Below are 21358 nucleotides of genomic sequence, written 5' to 3'. Positions count from 1 at the left end.
AAATCCGAGCCATGGACCGGATAAGTATGTTCATCGGTGCGTTACGTGGCGTCGCCGGGTTGCTACGTTCTGTTTTCATGGGTATCCGAATGTGGTGCGAAACCTGGGATGTGCGACGGGCCCGAGCCGTTGTACTCGTGGCCGCGGCGGTCGGCCTTCTCACGCGCACGCTCATCGCGGCGAATGTGCCGGGACCCGCCGATGTGCGCTTCTTCCAGGGATTCGCCGAGGCCATCGCCGTACACGGACCCCTTCGCATCTATGAGCAGCAGCTGCCCAGCCTTCCCGTCTACAACCACCCGCCGCTGGCCGGCTGGATGCTGCTCGGACTGAACAGCCTCTCGGACTGGGGAATCTCGTTCGCCACGCTGATGAGGTGGCCCGCGTCGGTCGCCGACTTCTTCTGTGTCCTGCTGGTGTTCGAAATCGTCCGCAGGCGCGCCTCGCCGCGCACCGCGGTGCTGTGCGCGGTGGGCGTGGCCGTCAGCCCGGTGCTGATCGCCACGTCCGGCTACCACGGCAACACCGACGCGGTCGCCGTCATGTTCGCGTTGGCCGCCGCCCATCTGCTGGCCGACCGGAAGGCACCGCTGGCCGCGGGAGCCGCCGCGGCGCTCTCGATCAGCGTCAAGTTCATCCCGGTCGTGGTGATCCCGGCCCTGCTCGTCGCCGCGCTGCGGGGCGGCCGGCCGGTCCTGGTCCGCTTCGCCGCCGGGTTCGCCGCCGTGTTCGCGCTCGTGTGGGGGCCGGTCCTGGTGACCGTTCCGCAGGACCTCCAGCGGAACGTGCTGGAGTACGCGGGCGGCAGCTACCGCTTCTGGGGGCTGATCCGCTTCGCCGACGTCTTCGGCCTGCCGGAGTCCGCCATCGCCTTCATGCAGGGCGACGGCCACCTCCTCTTCGTCCTGCCGTGCGTGGCCGCCGGAGCCTGGCTCGCCTGGCTGAGGCCCGCGCAGCTCCCGGGCGTGGTCGCCTTCACGCTCGGCCTGCTGCTGCTCCTGTCGACCGCCTCGGGCCTGCAGTACCTGACCTGGGCGGCGGCCGGAATGTTCGTCCTCGGGCTCCCGGAGGGGCTCGCGTACAGCGTCGTGCTCGGCCTGACCGCCGTCCTCGGCTACAGCGGACGCTCCTCCGTGCGCTGGAGCGAGCCGTTGCTGTACATCGGCGCCGCCGGCTGGATCGTCCTCGCGGCCGGACTGGCCACCGGCGTCCACCGCCTCCTCGTCACGCGGCCGGACGGGGACCCGGCCGGCCGCACCGGGCAGGCGCGGCTCTCCGCCCCTCCCGCCTCCCAGCCCTCCGGGTCCGCCGTCACCTGACCGCGGCGCCCGCCCCCGTCCTCTCCCCGACCCCAGCACCGACCGCAACTGGAGAACGCCCGTGAAGGAAAGCCCGAGCCCCAGGATCGGCATCCTGGTGGTCGCGTACAACGCCGAGACCACGCTGGAGAACACCCTCGACCGCATTCCGGAGGACTTCCGGCCCCGGGTCGACGAGATCCTCATCCTCGACGACGCGAGTCACGACGCGACCTTCACCGCGGGCTGCCGCTGGTCGCAGGCCGAGGGAATGCCGCGGACCGTGGTGATGCGGCACACCAAGAACCTCGGATACGGCGGCAACCAGAAGGCCGGATACGCGCTGGCCGCCGCGCACGGACTCGACATCATCGTGCTGCTGCACGGCGACGGACAGTACGCCCCCGAATTCCTCCCCGAGATGGTCGAGCCGATCGAACGCGGCGAATGCGAAGCCGTGTTCGGATCGCGGATGATGAAGTCCGGCAGCGCCCTCAAGGGCGGAATGCCGATGTACAAGTGGCTGGGGAACCGCATTCTCACCCGGCTGGAGAATGGTTTGCTCGGATCGGAGCTCACCGAATTCCACTCCGGCTACCGCGCCTACAGCGTCGAGGCGCTGAAGAAGCTTCCCATCGACCGGAACACGGACGCCTTCGACTTCGACACCCAGATCATCGTCCAGCTGCTGAACGCGGGAATGCGGATCAAGGAGATCCCGGTCCCCACGTACTACGGCGACGAGATCTGCTATGTCAACGGCATGAAGTACGCCAAGGACGTCATCAAGGACGTCCTCGAATACCGGCTGGCGGTGAAGGGGTTCGGCACCTGCGCCTGGATCCCCAAGCCCGTGGAGTACGCCTTCAAGGAGGGCGACGGCTCCTCGCACGCCGTCATCCTGGAGAAGATGCGGAAGATGCCGCCCGGCCGGGTCCTGGACCTCGGCTGTTCCGGCGGGCTGTTCGCGCAGCGCCTCGAAGCCCTCGGCCACGAGGTGACCGGGGTGGACTACGTCGAGGTGCCCGGGGTGCGGGACAAGTGCACCCACTTCCACCTCGCCAACCTGGAGGAGGGTCTCCCCGCCGGGATCGGCACCGGCTTCGACTACGTCGTGGCCGGGGACGTCATCGAGCACCTCTCCCGCCCCGAACGGGTGCTCTCCGAGGTCGCCACCGTGCTGCGGCCGGGCGGCGAAGTGCTGCTCTCCGTACCGAACTTCAGCCACTGGTACTCACGGCTGCGGGTCGCGCTCGGCGCCTTCGACTACGACCGCCGCGGCATCCTCGACGAAACGCATCTTCGCTTCTTCACCCGGGCCAGCCTGCGCCGCACCGTGCGCGCCGCGGGCTACGACGTCCTGGACATCGCCTCGACCGGGGCGCCGTTCTGGTCGCTCCTGGGCCGCGGGCCGCTCGCCGCCGTTCTCGGCGGGATGTCGAGGCTGCTGACCCGGATCCGGCCGACGCTGTTCGGCTATCAGCACGTCGCACTGCTCACCCCGCATGCGGCCGAGACGATCATCGCTGGAGAGCACGTCGATGTACAGGACATCCTCAACCGACCGTACGCCCCCGCCGACAACGTCGCGGTCTGAGGCGACGATCCCCGAACCCACCCCCGCCCCGGCGGCCGAGCCACGGGCCGCCGCAGACAGGAGCAAGGCCTTGACCCTCCCCAGTCTGATCCTGCTGCTGTTCGCCGTCTTCTCGTCGGCGGGCGGTCAGATCATGCTCAAGCACGGGATGAAGGGCGCCGCGGCCACCGCGGGCCGGGACGGCGGCTCCGTCGCGATGCGCGCCGCCACCAGTCCCTGGGTCGTGCTCGGCCTGGTGGTCTTCGCCGTGTCGGCACTCGCCTGGATGTCGACGCTGGCCAAGGTGCCGCTCTCCATCGCCTACCCGTTCAACGCCCTCGGCTACCTGCTGATCGTGGGCGCCGGGGCGACGGTGCTGCACGAGCGGACCTCGATGTGGACCTGGGGCGGCTCGCTGCTCGTGGTGATCGGCCTCGCCACGGTCATGGCGGGCCAGCAACGCTGAGCCCGCACGCCGAGGGGCCCGCCACGGCGGGCCCCTCGGCACGTGCGGGTCAGACCGTCTCCGGCTCCTCGCCCAGCAGTACCCGCCGCACCACGCGCTCGGCGGCCCGGCCGTCGTCGTACGGGCAGAAGCGGGCCCGGAACGCCGCCAGGAGCTCCCTGCTGGCCGGGCTGTCCCAGCTGCCGTCAGCGAAGATCCGTGCCAGCTCGTCCGTGGTGGTCGCCACGGCCCCCGGGGTCTCGCCGGGCCTGCCGGACAGCAGGTCGAAGACGACACCGCGGACCGTGCGGTACGTCTCCCAGTCCGGGGCGTGCACCACGATCGGGCGGTTCAGGTGCGCGTAGTCGAACATCACCGACGAGTAGTCCGTGATCAGCGCGTCGGCCGCCAGGCAGAGGTCCTCGATCCGCGGGTGGTCGCTGACGTCGATGACCGACGGGCTCGCGGGCAGCCCCGCGCCACCGTAGAAGTAGTGCGCCCGCACCAGCACCACGGTGTCCGGGCCGACCGCCTCGCAGAACCGCTCCAGGTCCAGGCGGCTGGTGAAGGCGGACTCGTAGTCGCGGTGCGTGGGCGCGTACAGCAGGGCGCGCTGCCCGGGCCGGATGCCGAGACCCTCGCGGACCGCCCGGACCTGCTCGGCGGTGGCCGACGCGAGGACGTCGTTGCGCGGGTACCCCGTCTCCAGGCTCCGCGCGGCGCCCGGGTAGGCGCGGGCCCAGACCTCGGTGGAGTGCGGATTGGCGGAGACGCTCCAGTCCCACCGGTCGATCCGCTTGAGCAGGCGGTCGAAGTTGAGCCCCTGGGCCGCCGCCGGATAGTCCTGCTGGTCCATGCCCATGATCTTCAGCGGGGTGCCGTGGTGCGTCATCACATGGACCTGGCCGGGCCGCTTGACCACGTGGTCGGGGAAGTTGACGTTGTTGAAGAAGTACGTGGCCCGGGCCATCGTCGCCCAGTAGCGGCGGGTTCCGGGCACCACGTAGTCGATGCCCTCCGGCACGGAGTCCACCTGGTTCTTCGAGACCACCCACACCCCGCGCACCCCCGGCGCCAGCTCCCGGGCCTTGCGGAAGACGGCCTCGGGATTGCAGCTGACCCCGCGGTTCCAGTACGCGGCGTAGACGGCGAGCCCGCGGTCCAGCGGGAGTTTGCGCTGCCACCAGTAGTAGCGCTTGCTCAGGCTGCGCTTGGCCCGGTCCCGCACCGCGTCCGGCGCCGCCCGCAGTCCGCGGCGCACGGCCAGAGCCGTGTCCAGGGCGCCGAGCGCGGCGTACCGGCCGCCGCCGATCAGCCGGGGGCGCAGGCCGCGCGCGCCGCCCGGGAAGCGGTGGCCGGCGGGCCGGTACGCCCGGTGGAAGGCGGCGACGGAGCGTACGTACCGCCTGCGCCGGCGCGTCACCGCCGGATAGCCGGACAGCAGCTCCTGGACGGCCCGTTCGAAGAGCATCGGCTGTACCGGAAGCAGGCGGGGGCGTTCGCGGAGGAACTCCATCAGACCCGCGTACGCCTCGACGAGTCCGGCGGGCGACGCCTCCGGCGTGGCGTCGTCGTCGAGGCCCGGCAGGTAGCGCTGCTGGCGGTGCTCGACGCAGGCGAGGGGCAGGACGGCCACGGACTCGGCGGCGGCGACGGTCTGGAGGGCGTAGATCCGCTCCCCGTGCCGCCCGGGTCCGAAGGTCAGCTTCTCGCCCTCGTGAAGGGCGCGGCGTACGGCCCGGTTCCAGGGCACCGGGGCGATGTCGAGGAGCGCGGACTGTCCCGGCGCCGCCAGGGGGCCGTCGGAGAGCTCGCCCAGCCGCTCCAGCGACCTGCTGGGCCGGGTGCGCCCGCGGAACGGCCGCTTGTGGTGGCCGAACAGCAGCAGATCGGGGTCGCCCGCGGCCCCGAGCCGGTCCGCGACGGCTTCCAGCGCGTCCGGCAGGAGGATGAAGTGCGCCTCCAGGAAGAGCAGATAGTCCCCGAGGGCCCGCTCGGCCCCGGCGTTGCGGCAGCCGTCCGGACCGGCGCCGTCCGGGAGGTGGATGACCTGTACCCGGTCGTCCCGGGCGGCGAACTCGTCGAGCAGCAGCCCCGAACCGTCCGGCGCCCCGTCGTCGACGCCGATCACCTCGATGTCCGTGAACGACTGGGAGAGCACCGATTCCAGGCATGCGCGCAGACTTCCCCGGGCGCGGCGGACGGGGATGATGACACTCAGGCGGGGCATACGGACTCTTCCTCGGACTCGGCGTGCGGAGCAGCAGCACCGGGCGCGGCGCGTCGGGACGCGCGCGCCGACGGTGAGGGCGGGTACCTGCGTAAACGTCCGATGGAGTGACGGAGTTACGCCGGACCACGCGGACCACGCGAAACGCCGGGCAGGGGCAGCCCTGTTCGAGTGAACAGAACTGCCCCTGCTTGACGCGCGGGTGTGCGATCGCGCGAGGCGCCGGTCACTTCACGGTGCCGGCCTCGGGTTACTTGACCGCGCCCGCCATCACGCCGGACACGAACTGGCGCTGGAAGGCGAAGAACACCGCGAGCGGAATCACCATCGACACGAAGGCGCCGGGCGCCAGGACGTCGATGTTGTTGCCGAACTGCCGTACCTGCTGCTGGAGGGCCACGGTGATCGGCGGCGAACCGGAGTCGGCGAAGATCAGCGCGACCAGCATGTCGTTCCACACCCAGAGGAACTGGAAGATCCCGAGCGAGGCGATCGCCGGGCCGCCCAGGGGCATCACGACCCGGGTGAAGAGCCGGATCTCGCCCGCCCCGTCGAGCCGTGCCGCCTCCAGCAGCTCCCGCGGGATCTCCGCGAAGAAGTTGCGCAGCAGGAAGATGGCGAACGGCAGCCCGAAGGCCGTGTGGAAGATGATCACCCCGAACGTCGTCTCGAAGATCCCGACCGCGCCGAAGAGCTTGGAGACCGGGATCAGGGCGACCTGCACCGGGACCACCAGCAGCCCCACGACCAGCAGGAACCACCAGTCGCGGCCCGGGAACTCCATCCAGGCGAAGGCGTATCCGGCGAGCGAGCCGATCACCACGACCAGGACCGTCGAGGGCACGGTGATCATGACGGTGCTGAACAGGGAATCGGTGATCGTCGAATTGTCCAGCAGCCGCGAGTAGTTGTCGAAGGTCAGCTCCGAGGGGACGGTGAAGACCTTCCACCAGCCGGTGGCCGCGATCCGGTCCGCGCTGCGCAGCGAGGACAGCATCAGACCGATGGTCGGCATCAGCCAGAACAGGGCCACCAGGACGAGGAAGACCCGCATCGCGCCGCCACCGGCCGCGGCCGCGAGCCGCGCGCCGAGCGAACGCCGCGCCTTCACCGCACCGGTGCCCGGGGCGTCGCCCCGTCCGGCGGGGGCGGCCGTGGCCGAGGGCGTCGTCATCGGCGCCCCTCCTTCCGTATCCGCCTGATGTTGAAGAGCATCACCGGGATCACCAGCAGCAGCAGGAGCACGGCGATGGCGCTGCCGATCCCCAGGTCCGCGTCGGTGCCGAACGAGGACCGGTAGAGCTGGAGCGCCAGCACGTTCGCGTCGTCCTGAGAGGAACCGGGAGCGATGATGAACACCAGGTCGAAGATCTTCAGCACGTTGATCATCAGCGTCACCAGCACCACCGCGAGGACCGGGGCGAGCAGCGGCACGGTGATCCGGCGGAACACCTGCCACTCGTTGGCCCCGTCCACCCGGGCCGCCTCCAGGAGTTCGCGCGGCAGGCCCGCCAGGCCGGCCGCGATCAGCACCATGGCGAAGCCCGCCCACATCCAGACGTAACTCCCGATGATGCCGGGCGTCACGAACGACGGGCCGAGCCAGTCCACCCCGTTGTACGGCTCCTTGAAGTTCGACGCGGGAAGCCGCAGTTCGGCGCCCTCCGCCGAGGCGGGCAGGGTGAACACCCCGTCGGCGCCCGCCGTTGCGGACGCGACCACCTCACCGTCCTTGACGGCTTCCACCTTGATGCCCTTGAGCCCGAGCTCCTTGGCGTCGATGACGTTGGGTTTTCCCCCGCCGCCCTTGGTGAAGTCCAGCCACGCGGTGCCGGTGATCTTCCCGTCACCGGCCGGCGCGGGGGGCCGGGCCGGCTCCGCGTCGGTGGGCATCTTCGCGGGCAGCACGCCGACCAGCGGCAACTGGACCGGCTCCCCGGCCCGTACCGGCGTCTTCGTCACGAAGGAGCCGCCGCCCGCCGCCTTGAGCGGAGCGACGGGCAGCGGATGCGCCTTGGGGAAGCCCGCCGACTCGGCGAACGTGTCGTGCACGCCCACCCAGACGGCGTTGGCGACCCCGCGCTCCGGTGCCTGGTCGTACACCAGCCGGAAGATGATGCCGGCGGCGAGCATCGAGATCGCCATCGGCATGAAGACGATCAGCTTGAACGCCGTGCCCCAGCGGATCCGTTCCGTCAGCACCGCGAAGATCAGCCCGAGCGCGGTCGATATGGTCGGCGCGAAGACCACCCAGACCGCGTTGTTCTTGACCGCCGTGCGGATCGTGTCGTCCGTGAACAGCGCCTTGTAGTTGTCGAAGCCGGCGAATCCGGTGCCCGCCTGGTCGAAGAACGACCGGTAGACGGAGTACACGATCGGATACACCACGAGCGCGCCGAGCAGGACCAGCGCGGGCAGCAGGAACAGCGCCGCGATGACCCTGCGGGTGCCGGTCACGCTTCCGCGGCCGGGCCCTCGGCCGAGGGACGGCCTGCCGGAAGCCGGCCCCCTGGGGGCGGGGACGGGAGCCCCGCCGGACCGTTGCGTGCCGGCGGGTGCGGACGCCCCGCCGGGCTGCTGGTTGTCGGCGGGGAGCGCCTCGTCGGCGCCCCCCGCTGCGGCTGTCGTCATCGCGTCAGCTCTTGTACGCCTTGGCCGCGTCGGACTCCAGTTTCGCCTGGGTCCCCGCGATGTCCTTCGGGTTCTTCAGGAAGTCCTGGAGGGTCTTCCACTCGCCCTTGCCGGGCGTCCCGCCGAACGACTGCGGAGCCTGGTCCGACATGTCGAACCGGACGGCGTCACCGGCCGCGACCAGCGCCTTCGCCATCGTGCGCTGCACCTCGTTCGGATACGCGGCCGGGTCCAGGCCCTTGTTCGGCGAGATGAACCCGCCCTGCTCGGCCGCGATCTTCGCCGCGTCGGTGGAGGCCAGCCAGGTCAGCAGGGCCTGGGCGCCCTTGCTGTCCTTCAGCGCCACCGCCGCGTCGCCGCCGGTCACCACGGGCGACTCGGCGCCGACTGCGGGGAACGGGAACACCTTGGCGTCCGTACCGATCTTGGCCTTGGTCTGCGCGATGTTGACGCCGACGAAGTCACCTTCGAAGACCATGGCCCCCTTGGGCTGGGCACCGCCGGTGAAGGTCTGGGTGACCGACGCGGGGAACTCCGTCTGCAGCGCGCCGTCGGCGCCGCCGGCGATCAGGGACGGCTTCCCGAACAGCTGCGCCAGCGTGGTCAGGGCGTCCTTGACGGACGGGTCCGTCCACTTGATCTTGTGCTGGGCCAGCTGGTCGTACTTCTCCGGGCCCGCCTGGGAGAGGTAGACGTTCTCGAACCAGTCGGTGAGCGTCCAGCCGTCCGCGCCGCCGACCGAGACCGGGGTGACGCCGGACGCGGACACGGTCTCCGCGGTCGCCAGGAAGTCCTTCCAGGTCTTCGGCTCGCTCGCGCCCGCGTTTTCGAACGCCTCGGTGTTGTACCAGATCAGGGACTTGTTGGCGGCCTTGAAGTACACGCCGTACTGCGTGCCGTCCACCGCGCCGAGGTCCTGCCAGACCTGGGAGTAGTTCTTGGCGAGCTGGGCCTTCGCCTCGGCTCCGACCGGCTTGGCCCACTTCTTCTCGACGGCCTGCTTGATGGCGCCGACCTGCGGGATCATCGCGACGTCCGGCGGCTGGCCGCCCGCGATCTTCGTACCGAGGAAGTTGACGATCGGGTCCTGCGCCGGGACGAACGTCACCGTCGCGCCCGTACGCTTCTCGAACTCCTTGAGGACCTTGACGAAGTTGGCCTGCTCGGGCCCGGTCCACACCGCGGCGACCGAGATCTTCTCGCCGTCCAGTTTCGGTAAGGCGACGCTCGGCGTGGTGTCCGTTCCCTTGGACGGGCCGCCCCCGTCCGTCGACTTCTTTCCGCCGTCACCGTCGTCGCCGCAGCCCGTGAGGGCCAGTGCGCCGATGGCGGTGAGCACCAAGGCGGCCCGGCGAATCCGAAGAGTTGTGCGCATTCCTGCCCCGTCTCTGCTGTGCGCGTGCACGGAGCGGCGCCGGCCGGACTTCCGACGGTGCCGCTCCCTGTCACGTCGTCCTGTGCGCACAGTCCTACGCCCGGCGTCCGGGTGCCGCAATACCGCCGCCGGGCTCAACTCCGTGATCGTGATGGGCTCGTGACGTGTGGTCATCGTGGGTAGGGGCAGCGGGAAGGCGGGGGGCCGGCTGAGGGGCCCACCGTCCCTCAGTGGTGCGCGGGCGCCAGCGGAGGCAGCGGTTGGGCGTTGACCGAACGGGCCGCCCGCTCCAGCGCGCTGGCCAGCAGCGCCAGGTCCGTCGGCCCGTTGCCCAGCTCGCGGACCGGGCGACGGGTGGGCGGATCGCCCATCCGCTCCCACTCCAGCGGGACGACCGTCGGACGCAGCGTCGCCGTACGCGGGATGCGGCCGGTCACCCGGCCGCCCTGGAACGGCGTCACCCTCCCGTCGGGATGGCCCAGCCGCCCACGGCCCGGCGCGGGCTCGTCCGGCGAGGGCGGCACCGCGGGCGGGTCCAGAACGACGCGCAGCCGCGCCCCGCGGGCCAGTTCGGTGTCCTCCGTGCGGTCCGGGCGGGCGGACGCCGCGACGAGGTGGACACCGAGCCGGCCGCCGTCCCGGGCGACGGCCTCCAGCGCCCGTACGACGGAACCGGCGGCGGGCCGCCCCGGACTGCCCAGCGCCGGGGCGATCAGCGCGTCGAAGTCGTCCACGAGCACGACGAGCCGGGGCAGTGGCGAGGGACCCGGGTCCGCCGCCCGCGCGGCGGCGGGCCGCAGTCGCAGGGTGCCGCTCATCGTGGAGTCGATGTCACCGCGCTGCTCGGACGGGCCGGGGGGACGCTGCGCGACCATCCGCTGCGCCACCGCGTACCGGCTGTGCCAGTCGGCGAAGTCCAGCCCGCCCAGCAGCTCGGCCCGCCGCTTCAGCTCGGCGCCCAGCGCCTGGGCGAACTCCCGCATCCGGACCGGATCGGAGGCCACCAGGTGCGTGAACGCGTGCGGGAGCTCGGTGCAGGGGCCCAGACTCTCGCCGCGCTCCCCGCCCGCCCCGTCGACCAGCAGGAGGCCGAGCCGGTCCGGCCGGTCGGCGGCGGCCAGCGAGGCGGCGAGCGCGCGCAGCAGTTCCGTACGGCCACTGCCGGCCGGTCCCTCGATGAGCAGGTGCGGCCCCTCCTCGGCGAGATCCACACTCACCGGGCCCCGGGGCCCGGCCCCGAGCACGATGACGGGCCGCCCGGCGGCACCGGCCGATGCGGCCGGGGCGGCCATCGCGGCCGTTCCGGCCGGCGTGCCGGCCGCGGACTCGGCGCCGCGCGCGGCGACCTGGGGGGCGTCACCCTGGCGCGGGCCGCTGACCCGGTTCGCGGAGCGCCCCGATCCGGCGGTACGCAGACTCTCGGCGCCCTGAACGTCTGCGGCCCCGTCCCAGGAACGGGTGTCGGAACCCGGCAGGGTGCGGGAACTGCGCGTGTCCCCTGCCGCTGCGTCGTAACGCTGCGCCCCCGTGCGCGGGTGAGGGGTGCGGGCCGAGCGCGGGGCGTCGGCGGCGTCCGGGTAGGGCGTGCGGCCCGAGCCCCTGCTGTCGGGGTAGGGCGTGCGGCCCGAGCCCGGGGCCTCCGAGTAGGGCGTGCGGCCCGAACCGGCGCCGTCGTACGCGTCACCGCGGCCGGAGCCCCTGCGCGGCACACCCGCGTGGGTCTCGTTGCTGTTGCGGGGGTACGGCGTGCGGCCGGAACCGGCGGGTTCGGGGTACGGGGTGCGGCCGGAGTCGCGGTCGTCCGCCGTGCGGGGGTACGGGGTGCGGCCGGAACCGGTGGTTTCCGGGTACGGGGTGCGGCCGGAGTCGCGGTCGTCCGCCGTGCGGGGGTATGGGGTGCGGCCGGAACCGGCGGGTTCCGGGTACGGCGTGCGGCCGGAGCCCTGGGCGCGGTCGTCGTCCGTGGGCCGCGGCGGGTCGGCGGGGGTGCGCTGGGTGCCCACGCGGGGGCCGGGAACGCCCGGGTGGGCGGTGCGGGCCGAACCGCGGGCGTCGTCGGCGGCCGTTCCCGTACCGCCTGTCCAACTGCCCACGCCGCGGACCGTCGCCCCCGGCTGGGCGTCCGCGGCCGAGGCCCAGCGGGCCATCAGCGAGGCCGGCGTGGCACGGGCCAGGCCCAGCTCGTCCAGGAGCCGGGCGGACGGCGGGAGCGCCACCACCGCGCGGTGGCTCGGCAGCGCGGCCGATCCCTCGGCGCGCAGCGGCGCCAGGGACCGGGCGAACCGCTCCGCCCAGGGCGCCGACACCGCGTCCGCCGTCGCCACCGTGCCGTGTCCGGCCGCACGGCCGCCCGCGGTCCGCAGCAGCCGCAGGGCGGTCGCCACGTCACCGCTGAGCATGGCCACGGCCCCGCACTCCCGGAACGCGATCGAGGCGTGGCAGGCCGCCTCGTACGTCGCGGCGACCGGCGAGGTGGGGGTGGCGGCCGGGGTCTCCGCCAGACAGATCAGATGGATGCCCGCCGCCGCACCGGCCGCGGCCAGCCGGGCGGTGTTCTCGCGCAGCACCGCGGAGCCGGGGTCCCCGTCGAGGACCACCACGGTGAACGGCCCCTCGTACGCACGGGCGGCCTCGGCGACCGTAGCGGGATCGACGCTCGCCCAGCCGGGGCCGAGCGGGCCCTCGTCCAGGCGGCGCACCAGCTCCGTCGTCCGGGCGAGGGCCTGCTCGCGGTCGTACGCCAGGAGGAGCCGGCAGTCCTGGCCGTGCATCGGCCGCAGGTGCGGCAGCCAGCCGAGCCAGGCCCATGCGCGGCGCCGCTCGTCCGTCCCGCGCGCCCGGTCCGCGCTGATCAGCACGATCTCCAGGTCGGCGGGGGAGTGCAGCGCGGCCAGCTGGGCCACGGCGGAGCGGGCGAGTCCCACCAGCCGCTCCCTCGGGCCGGCCAGGCCGAGCGAACCGGCCTCCCGCAGCCCCACCGTCACCGGCACGGCGGGCAGGTCGGCCCGCTCGGTGGTGCCCAGCCGGACCACCAGCGCCTCCGGGTGCGCGGTGTCGCGTTCCCACAGCCGGGGGCCGGGGCCGAGCGCGGTCAGCAGGACGGAGGCCGGATCCGGCCAGGTGCCCTCGGGGGCGGTCGGCAGCGCGGTGAACGTCGGGGCGGGGGCCGGGGGGCCGGGCTCGACGGGCGCGCTCTCGTGAACGGGATCGGCCTTGCCGCCCGCGAGCCGTCGGGCCCAGGCGCCTATGCCGCCGCGCCGGGGCGCGCCGTCGTCCGCCGGCCGGCCGGTACGCCCGTACCCCGTGTGCGGCCGTGCGGGGTGCCCTCCATCGGGGTCCGCCGAGCGCTCGTGTTCCTGGGCGGCGTCCGGCCCGGCGTACTCCTCCGGTTCGCCGTACGCGGGTCCGTAGCCGTGGTCGGGGGCCACCGGGTCGGCGGCCGGGGCCCTGGCCACCCGCAGGTGGCCCTCGCCGTCCGGCGCCGTCTCGAGGGTCGGCGTCCGGGCGCCGGACGTGAGCCGGAGCGTGGACTCGCCGAGCCGGAGGAGTGCGCCGGGGTTCAGCCGGACCGGGCGGTCGCGGACGTCCGCGCCGTCCAGTGACGTGCCGTTGGTGGAGCCGAGGTCGGCCACGGAGACCCGGCCCTCCGGAGAGACCGTCACCGCGCAGTGCAGCCGGGACACGTCCGGGTCGTCGAGCGGGACGTCGGCGTCGGCCGAGCGGCCGATCCGGATCTGCCCGCCGTGCAGCAGGTGGACCCCGCCCGCGTCCGGTCCCGCGATCACGTGCAGCTGGGCCGGGACGGCGTCGTCCGGCGCCTCGTCCTCGCCCGGCACCTGGAGCGAGAGCACCGCCCCGTCCACCAGGGGCGGCTCACCGAGCGCGCACCGCTGCGCGTCGAGCCGTTCCCGTCCGGCGAACAGCACCACCGCACCGCTGCCCAGGGAGCCCTCGGGCCCGGAGACGGAGGCGGCCAGATGGGACGCCACGGCGGCCAGAGCCGTCCCCGCGGGGGCGGTCACCAGCACGTCGCAGGGGCGCGCCGGGGTCTGGCCGCTGGGCGGCGCGAGGACGGTCAGCCGGATCTGCATCGCCGTCAGCGGTCCCTTCTGCGCGCGGTGCCCGGCAGGGGGAACGCCCTGTGATTCCCCCCACCCGGCACGGACGCGTCGTCCGGTACAGGTTCGTCACGTACCGCAGAGCTCCCGACCCCACAGTTCCGTGCTGGAGGCATCCTCGCACCTGCCACTGACAACACGCCCGGGGGTCACCGCTCAGTGATCTTGAAAGGTCTGCTGTGCGCCCAAAAGTGCCTGCTTGGCCGTTTCCCCGGGCGCCCGGAAGAAGTCCGTCCCGCGTCCGAAGCGCTCCGGACCTCGCGAGGGACCGTGCTCGGGAGCGAGGTCCGGAACCGCGCCGCCTGATCCCGGCGCGGCAACCATCCGCGCAGGAGGAGCGTCTTCCTCCGCAGCCGGGGAGCGCGGCCGACGGTGGACAGGCCGTGACCCTCCGGGGATCGCGGCCGACCGGACCGCATCCTCCGGGGATCGCGGCGGGCAGACCGTACACCTCGGGGAAATTACGGGGAATGCGCACAAAAAGGTAACCTGCCCGACCCGGCCGTCCACCCCGTCCGCCCCACTAGAGTGGGCCGGAAACTCCGGGCGGATCCCGGGGACCGCAAGCACCACGACCAGCAGGGAGCGCATGACGTGCGGCCGGTAGGCAGCAAGTACCTGCTCGAGGAGCCGCTCGGACGCGGCGCCACGGGCACCGTCTGGCGCGCCCGCCAGCGTGAGACCGCGGGCGCCGAGGCGGCCGTCGCCGGCCAGCCCGGCGAGACCGTGGCGATCAAGGTCCTCAAGGAGGAGCTCGCCAACGACGCGGACGTCGTGATGCGGTTCCTGCGCGAGCGCTCCGTCCTTCTGCGGCTGAGGCACGAGAACATCGTGCGCACCCGCGACCTGGTCGTGGAGGGTGATCTCCTCGCCCTCGTCATGGACCTGGTCGACGGCCCCGACCTGCACCGCTACCTCCGCGACAACGGCCCGCTCACGCCGGTCGCCGCCTCGCTGCTCACCGCGCAGATCGCGGACGCGCTCGCCGCCAGCCATGCCGACGGCGTCGTCCACCGCGACCTGAAGCCCGCCAACGTGCTGCTCGACGAGCGCGACGGCCAGATGCATCCCATGCTCACCGACTTCGGCATCGCCCGTCTCGCCGACTCCCCGGGCCTGACCCGCACCCATGAGTTCGTGGGGACACCGGCCTATGTGGCGCCCGAGTCGGCCGAGGGCCGCCCGCAGACCTCCGCCGTGGACATCTACGGCGCCGGAATCCTGCTGTACGAGCTGGTCACCGGCCGTCCGCCGTTCGCCGGCGGCACCGCGCTCGAGGTCCTGCACCGGCACCTCAGCGAGGAGCCCCGCCGCCCCAGCACCGTCCCCGCCCCGCTGTGGACGGTGATAGAGCGCTGCCTGAGCAAGGACCCGGACCGCCGGCCCAGCGCCGAGAACCTCGCCCGTGCGCTGCGTACCGTCGCCGCCGGGATCGGCGTGCACGCGAACTCCGCGCAGATCGCGGCCGCCGACGGAGTGGGCGCCCTGCTCGCGCCCGACCCGGCGCCCACCGCCGTGCCGGAGACGCCCGGAGCGGCCGACCCGACGCAGGTGCTGCCGAGCAACGCCGGCTCGTACGACCCGAACGCGGCCACCAGCGTGCTGCAGCACAACGCCGGGCCGGGTGGCGGTCACGCCGACCCGACCGCCGTCATGCCGCCCGTCCCGCCGCGCCCCGAGGGGGAACCGCAGCCCGACGGACCGCACCCGTGGCAGTCCCAGCTCCAGGCCGCCCGCGACCGCAACGAGCAGACGCAGGTCCAGTACCTCGACCCGAGCCAGGACCCGCTGCGCCGCCGCCCCCAGCGCCAGCAGCCGCAGCAGCCGCCGCGCCGCCAGCAGCAGTACCCGCAGCAGCAGCAACAGCAGCCGCAGTACCGCCAGCAGCCCCAGCAGTACCAGCCCCACCCTCAGCAACAGCAGTACCAGCCGCAGCGTCAGCAGTACGCGCCGCCGCAGCAGCCCCAGCAGCCGGCTCAGCGCCCGCCCAGGGAGCCGAGGCAGCGCAGCGCCAACCCGATGAAGATCCCCGGCCTCGGCTGTCTGAAGGGCTGTCTGTTCACGCTGGTTCTGCTCTTCGTCGCGAGCTGGCTGATCTGGGAGCTGACCCCGCTGAAGGACTGGATCGGCCAGGGGCAGAGCTACTGGCACGCGATCACCGACGCCTTCGACACCGTCACCGGCTGGATCTCGAAGATCGGCGACAGCGGCGGCAGCGGCGGCAGCGGGAACTGACCGGACGACGGACCGGTCACCGGCCCGGACGACCGACCGGCCGCGCCCCGGCCGGCTGACCGGACACCCGCCCCGGATACCGGGCGCCGACCGGACTCTGTAGCTATGTCGACTTCCGGGGGCCAATTCCGCGGCAATTCGCCCGCAGAAGTGAAGGTTGGCGCCATCCAGGGCACGCGACCCCCCGATGGCCGCGTAGCTTTGTCGACCGGGGGTTGTTGTGCGACGGTCCATCGCCAGCCGCTGAGGGAGCAGTCTTGGCACGGAATATCGGCAGCCGGTACACCGCCCACCAGATTCTGGGGCGCGGCAGCGCCGGCACGGTGTGGCTCGGCGACGGCCCCGAGGGGCCCGTCGCCATCAAGCTGCTGCGCGAGGACCTCGCGTCCGACCAGGAACTGGTGGGCCGCTTCGTCCAGGAGCGCACCGCCCTGCTCGGGCTCGACCATCCGCACGTCGTCGCTGTCCGCGACCTCGTGGTGGACGGCAACGACCTGGCCCTGGTGATGAACCTGGTCCGGGGCACGGACCTGCGCACCCGGCTCGACCGCGAGCGCCGGCTGGCCCCCGAGGCCGCCGTCGCGATCGTCGCGGACGTCGCCGACGGCCTCGCCGCGGCGCACGCCGCCGGGGTGGTCCACCGCGACGTCAAGCCGGAGAACATCCTGCTCGACATGGAGGGCCCGCTCGGCCCCGGCAACTCCCACCCCGCGCTGCTCACCGACTTCGGCGTGGCCAAGCTGATCGACACCCCCCGCCGCACCAAGGCCACCAAGATCATCGGCACGCCGGACTATCTGGCCCCCGAGATCGTCGAGGGACTCCCGCCCCGCGCCGCCGTCGACATCTACGCCCTGGCGACGGTGCTGTACGAGCTCCTCGCGGGCTTCACGCCCTTCGGCGGCGGCCACCCCGGCGCCGTCCTGCGCCGTCACGTCACCGAGACCGTCGTCCCGCTGCCCGGCATCCCCGAGGAGCTCTGGCAGCTGCTGGTCCAGTGCCTGGCCAAGGCCCCGGCCTCCCGGCTGCGCGCCTCCGAGCTGGCGGCCCGGCTGCGCGAGCAGCTCCCGCACCTGGCCGGCATACCGCCGCTGGACGTGGACGAACCGGACGACGAGTCCGAGTCCGATTCCCACGCCCAGGCCTACGACGAGCAGCAGTACACCCCGGCCGGCGAGGAGCCCCGCCGCCGCGGCGCGGTCCCGCTGGTCCCCGGCTCGTCCCCCGACTCCAACCGGGACACCCACACGAGCATGCGCGTCCCGGCACCCGACGAACTCTCCGGCGGCCCCCGCGGCACCGCCCGCGCCCCCCGCGCCCCGGGCAGACCCCGCCCCGGCTCGGCCCGCAACAAGTCCGCCGCCATCCGTAAACGGCGCCTCACCCTCGGCGCCGCGGCCCTGATCCTGGTCGCGGGCCTCGGCGTCGGCGGCTGGTTCGCCCTGAGCGACGGCGACACGGGCCCCGCGTCCCCCCACGACACGAAGAACTCGGCGCCGACGGCCCCGTAGCGCGGGTCCGGATAGGGGTGGCGCCGGGCCGCACACGATCGTGATCAAGACGTCCGAGGAACGCCCGCGCCGACAGCCGTTACGCTGGACCCGTGGCAGTCGTCGATATTTCCGAAGAGCTGAAGTCCCTCTCCTCGACCATGGGGTCGATCGAGGCCGTCCTGGACCTGGATGCGCTGAGGGGTGACATCGCCGTACTCGAGGAGCAGGCGGCGGCGCCGTCCCTCTGGGACGACCCGGACGCGGCGCAGAAGATCACCAGCAAGCTTTCGCACCTCCAGGCCGAGGTCCGCAAGACCGAGGCCCTCCGCGGCCGGATCGACGACCTCGGGGTCATGTTCGAGCTCGCCGAGGACGAGGCCGACGCCGACGCGCTCGCCGAGGCCGAGGCCGAGCTGGTGTCCGTCCGCAAGGCGCTGGACGAGATGGAGGTCCGCACGCTCCTCTCGGGTGAGTACGACGCGCGCGAGGCGCTCGTCACCATCCGGGCCGAGGCCGGCGGCGTGGACGCCGCGGACTTCGCCGAGAAGCTCCAGCGCATGTACCTCCGCTGGGCCGAGCGGCACAACTACAAGACCGAGGTCTACGAGACGGCGTACGCCGAAGAGGCCGGCATCAAGTCGACCACCTTCGCCGTCGAGGTGCCGTACGCCTACGGCACGCTCTCCGTCGAGCAGGGCACACACCGCCTCGTGCGGATCTCGCCCTTCGACAACCAGGGCCGCCGCCAGACGTCCTTCGCGGGCGTCGAGGTGCTGCCGGTGGTCGAGCAGACCGACCACATCGAGATCGACGAGTCCGAGCTGCGCGTCGACGTGTACCGCTCCTCGGGCCCCGGCGGCCAGGGCGTCAACACCACGGACTCCGCGGTGCGCCTGACCCACCTGGCGACCGGCATCGTCGTCTCCTGCCAGAACGAGCGCTCGCAGATCCAGAACAAGGCGTCCGCGATGAACGTCCTCCAGGCGAAGCTCCTTGAGCGCCGCCGGCAGGAGGAGCAGGCGAAGATGAACGCGCTCAAGGGCGACGGCGGCAACTCCTGGGGCAACCAGATGCGCTCGTACGTCCTGCACCCGTACCAGATGGTCAAGGACCTGCGTACGGACTTCGAGATGGGCAACCCCGAAGCCGTCTTCAACGGCGAGATCGACGGCTTCATCGAGGCCGGCATCCGCTGGCGCAAGCAGAGCGAGAAGTAGTCCCGCGAACGGGGCGCAAGCAAGGACGGGCGTGGGAGCCGCGGCTCCCACGCCCGTTTTCGTACCCGGCTGGGTCAGGAAGCGGTACGGCCCAGGCACCGCTTCAGTTCGTCGACCTCGTAGTAGTAGCTGCCCTTCGCCACCGGCTCGCAGCCCTTCTTGAAGGCGGTCTGCTTCTCGTTGTAGAGCATCCGCACCAGGTACGTGTTCCCGTTCCGGAACAGGTCCCACTGGATGTTCGTGGCCATGGGCGCCACCGACTCACCACGCCACGGGTTGTCGCCGTACGTGTAGGGCCGGGCCTCCGACACGGGCTTCGTGCTGCCGGGCAGGCCCATCAGGGCGGCCAGCGGGATGATCTCCTCCGCGTGCGTGAACCGCAGTTCCGCACCCGCGTCGCTGGTCCCGTCCCGCTTGGCGTCGATCTTCGTGAAGAAGTCGTCGAGCAGGACGTTCGCCATCCTGTACGTGATGTCGCTGTCGGCGAAGCCCGGCCCCTTCTCGTAGAAGTCCTCGGCGTCGCTGAGGTACGCGAACCACCGTGCGTCACGGGGCGCGATGTAGCGCTTCATGTGCCAGTCGCCCTCGTCGGCCATCGCCGGGGCGATGCTGTAGAGGGCGTACACCGCCTGCGCGGCCTCGATCTCGGTGCCGATCGCGGAGAACTCGCCCGCCGTGATCCGTTCGACGAAGGCCGGCTTGAAGATCTTCTTCAGTACGCTGCGGGCCGCCGCGTGCGAGGCCGGCTGGTCGGTGAGGGCGTCGAGCGTGGCGGCGAGCCGCTTGTCGTTCTTGATGTAGTCCCGGTACTCCGCCCCGCCGGCCGACTTGTGGAAGTAGAGCAGGTCCGCATCGGTCCTGGCCGGTGTGATCAGCGGTGCCAGGGCCGGGTCGCTCTCGGCGAGGGCAGCGGCGAACAGGGTCCCGCTGTCGACGGCGCGGTCCTTGCCGGAGTTGGTGACGTTGATCGGCTCGGACTTCTCGGCGATCCGCTCGAAGAGCCCGGGGAGCCGCTTCTCCAGCCGGGCGGCGGTGTCCTGGATCTCGCGGACGCCGCGCCCGCTGAGCTGTCCGTAACCGACCTTGTCCATGGCGGCGAGCAGCGCCTTGGTGTCGCCGCCGAACCGCTGACCGGCACGGGTCAGCTGCCCCTCGGCCCGCGCCTTCTCCCACAGGGCCAGGATCAGGTCGCCGTCCTCGCTGTCCGACGCCGCGCGGGAGCCGTGGCGGGAGACGTTCTCGGTGAACACCGGCACGAAGCCCTGGGGGGCCTTCTCGTACGACCGGGGGTTCTGCTGAGGGGCGTACGGGGTCTTGGTGGCGTAGGAGCCGGAGGAGCCCGACGCGGCCTGCGCCGGCAGCGTTGCCGGCAGCAGGGCGGAGACAGCGAGCGTCAGGGAGAGGGCGGCGGTGCGCTTGTGCATGGGTTCACCGGGGTTCGGGACGAGACGGTTCGGTCGGACGCCCGCATCATGATCCTTGCGGATGAACCGGACATGGCCGCAGGGAGTCGGGCGGGGGTCCGAAACCGGCTTCGCCCCAAGGGGAGTTGGCGCGGCGAGTTGCGTGGATGGCGTGCTGAGTGCGTCACAGTCGTGGCGCTGAATGAGGGTCAACTCTGCCCAAAGAGGTGCACATTGCGCAGAACGGCCTTGACGTAGTCCTTAACTCTGGACAGGGTGCTGGGGCAGCATGCGTATGTCTGGGACGGGTGTGATCGGGGGCGGGCGGTATGGCCACGGCACGACGTGGGCCGACGTTCGGAGCAAACCCCGCCGGGCCATGCCCCGCATATGGCTGCTCCATTGACGAGAACAGCTACTGGGGGTAGCAGCACATGACGAAGAAGACGCGAGTCCGCGTCGCGCGGATAGCCGCGGGCGCGGTCATTGCCGCGGGCGCCTCGCTGACCGTCGCGGGCGCGGCGCAGGCCGTCGGCATCGGCGTCGATGTTGCCGGAATCGGTGTCAACGCCGAGGCCAACGAGGACGGTTTGAACGTCGGCATCACTACTGATGACGGTGACGCGGCTGCTGGTGGCGGCGATGCGGCCGCTGGTGGTGGCGATGCGGCTGCCGGTGGTGGCGATGCGGCCGCTGGTGGTGGCGATGCGGCTGCCGGTGGTGGTGACGCGGCCGCTGGTGGTGGTGACGCGGCTGCCGGTGGTGGTGACGCGGCCGCTGGTGGTGGTGACGCGGCTGCCGGTGGTGGTGACGCGGCCGCTGGTGGTGGTGACGCGGCTGCCGGTGGTGGCGATGCGGCCGCTGGTGGTGGTGACGCGGCTGCCGGTGGTGGCGATGCGGCCGCTGGTGGTGGTGACGCGGCTGCCGGTGGTGGTGACGCGGCCGCTGGTGGCGGCGGTAACACTGCCGGTGGTGGCGGTAACGCTGCTGGTGGCGGCGACGGGACCACCGGTTCCGCGACGAACGGCGGTTCCACCGGCGACACCGGCACCTGCACCGTCTCCCTCGACGGCGCCGAGTGCGTCGACTCGGACAACACCGACACCGACTCGCTCGGCAACCAGCCGGTCGAGCAGGGCAAGGGCAAGGACGAGCTCGCCGAGACCGGTGCCGCCGAGACCACGTTCCTGCTGGTCGGCGCCGCGACGATGATCGCCGGAGGCATCGGCTTCCGGATCCTCCCGCGCCTGGTGAACGGCCGCACCGCCGCCTGACGGCAGCAGCGGTACATCCACGTACGCGGACAGGGGCCCCGGACGCCGATCGGCGTCCGGGGC

At 72.4% G+C, this 21358-nt stretch carries 13 protein-coding genes; 7 read left to right on the top strand and 6 right to left on the bottom strand.

Annotation, left to right across the window (positions count from 1 at the left end; translation table 11 throughout):
* Positions 1–77 precede the first annotated feature (77 nt).
* From E6R60_RS31125 to E6R60_RS31115, 3 genes are all read left to right on the top strand, one after another.
* Positions 78–1319 carry a glycosyltransferase family 39 protein gene (locus E6R60_RS31125; RefSeq protein WP_240802754.1) on the top strand — a complete coding sequence of 414 codons (1242 nt, stop codon included), beginning with the start codon at positions 78–80 and terminating at the stop codon, positions 1317–1319.
* Positions 1320–1380: 61 nt separating this feature from the next.
* Positions 1381–2895, top strand: a complete 1515-nt coding sequence (locus E6R60_RS31120) for a bifunctional glycosyltransferase/class I SAM-dependent methyltransferase (protein ID WP_136330046.1) — start codon at positions 1381–1383, stop codon at positions 2893–2895.
* A 70-nt stretch (positions 2896–2965) separates the two neighbouring features.
* Positions 2966–3340, top strand: a complete 375-nt coding sequence (locus tag E6R60_RS31115) for a hypothetical protein (RefSeq protein ID WP_240802753.1) — start codon at positions 2966–2968, stop codon at positions 3338–3340.
* A 49-nt stretch (positions 3341–3389) separates the two neighbouring features.
* Here the strand turns inward: E6R60_RS31115 and E6R60_RS31110 are convergent, their stop codons facing one another.
* The 5 genes from E6R60_RS31110 to E6R60_RS31090 all read right to left on the bottom strand — a co-directional run bounded on the left by E6R60_RS31110 (position 3390) and on the right by E6R60_RS31090 (position 13646).
* Positions 3390–5549, bottom strand: a complete 2160-nt coding sequence (locus E6R60_RS31110; protein WP_136330045.1) for a bifunctional glycosyltransferase family 2 protein/CDP-glycerol:glycerophosphate glycerophosphotransferase — start codon at positions 5547–5549, stop codon at positions 3390–3392.
* Between the two features lie 250 nt (positions 5550–5799).
* On the bottom strand, positions 5800–6723 hold the full coding sequence (locus tag E6R60_RS31105) for a carbohydrate ABC transporter permease (RefSeq protein WP_206309562.1): 924 nt from the start codon (positions 6721–6723) through the stop codon (positions 5800–5802).
* A complete protein-coding gene (locus E6R60_RS31100; RefSeq protein ID WP_136330044.1) occupies positions 6720–8180 on the bottom strand; it encodes a sugar ABC transporter permease in 1461 nt (486 codons plus the stop codon). Before E6R60_RS31100 ends, E6R60_RS31105 begins: the two co-directional genes overlap by 4 nt.
* 4 nt (positions 8181–8184) lie before the next feature.
* Entirely contained in the window at positions 8185–9555 is a 1371-nt protein-coding gene (locus E6R60_RS31095) for an ABC transporter substrate-binding protein (RefSeq protein WP_206309561.1), read from the bottom strand.
* Between the two features lie 227 nt (positions 9556–9782).
* Positions 9783–13646 (bottom strand): FtsK/SpoIIIE domain-containing protein, encoded by a 3864-nt coding sequence (locus E6R60_RS31090; protein ID WP_136330043.1) that lies wholly within the window; start codon positions 13644–13646, stop codon positions 9783–9785.
* 621 nt (positions 13647–14267) lie between these two features.
* On the opposite strand from E6R60_RS31090, the gene E6R60_RS31085 reads away from it, so the two are divergent.
* From E6R60_RS31085 to prfB, 3 genes are all read left to right on the top strand, one after another.
* On the top strand, positions 14268–15908 hold the full coding sequence (locus E6R60_RS31085) for a serine/threonine-protein kinase (RefSeq protein WP_136330042.1): 1641 nt from the start codon (positions 14268–14270) through the stop codon (positions 15906–15908).
* A 257-nt stretch (positions 15909–16165) separates the two neighbouring features.
* The gene (locus tag E6R60_RS31080) at positions 16166–17419 is read left to right on the top strand and encodes a serine/threonine-protein kinase (RefSeq protein ID WP_136330041.1); all 1254 of its coding nucleotides are present in this window, start codon (positions 16166–16168) and stop codon (positions 17417–17419) included.
* Positions 17420–17511: 92 nt separating this feature from the next.
* Positions 17512–18618 carry a peptide chain release factor 2 gene (gene prfB, locus E6R60_RS31075; RefSeq protein ID WP_136330040.1) on the top strand — a complete coding sequence of 369 codons (1107 nt, stop codon included), beginning with the start codon at positions 17512–17514 and terminating at the stop codon, positions 18616–18618.
* 74 nt (positions 18619–18692) lie between these two features.
* Here the strand turns inward: prfB and E6R60_RS31070 are convergent, their stop codons facing one another.
* A complete protein-coding gene (locus E6R60_RS31070) occupies positions 18693–20042 on the bottom strand; it encodes a histidine-type phosphatase (RefSeq protein ID WP_136330039.1) in 1350 nt (449 codons plus the stop codon).
* A gap of 413 nt (positions 20043–20455) precedes the next feature.
* Here E6R60_RS31070 and E6R60_RS31065 point away from each other — a divergent pair, with 413 nt between their 5' ends.
* Positions 20456–21295 carry a hypothetical protein gene (locus E6R60_RS31065; protein ID WP_136330038.1) on the top strand — a complete coding sequence of 280 codons (840 nt, stop codon included), beginning with the start codon at positions 20456–20458 and terminating at the stop codon, positions 21293–21295.
* Positions 21296–21358: the final 63 nt, after the last annotated feature.

It is taken from the genome of Streptomyces sp. A0642, assembly GCF_004795105.1.
Lineage (GTDB): Bacteria > Actinomycetota > Actinomycetes > Streptomycetales > Streptomycetaceae > Streptomyces.
The sequence above is the reverse complement of the archived record's forward strand: the minus strand, read 5'-3'. Positions and strand labels throughout refer to the sequence as shown.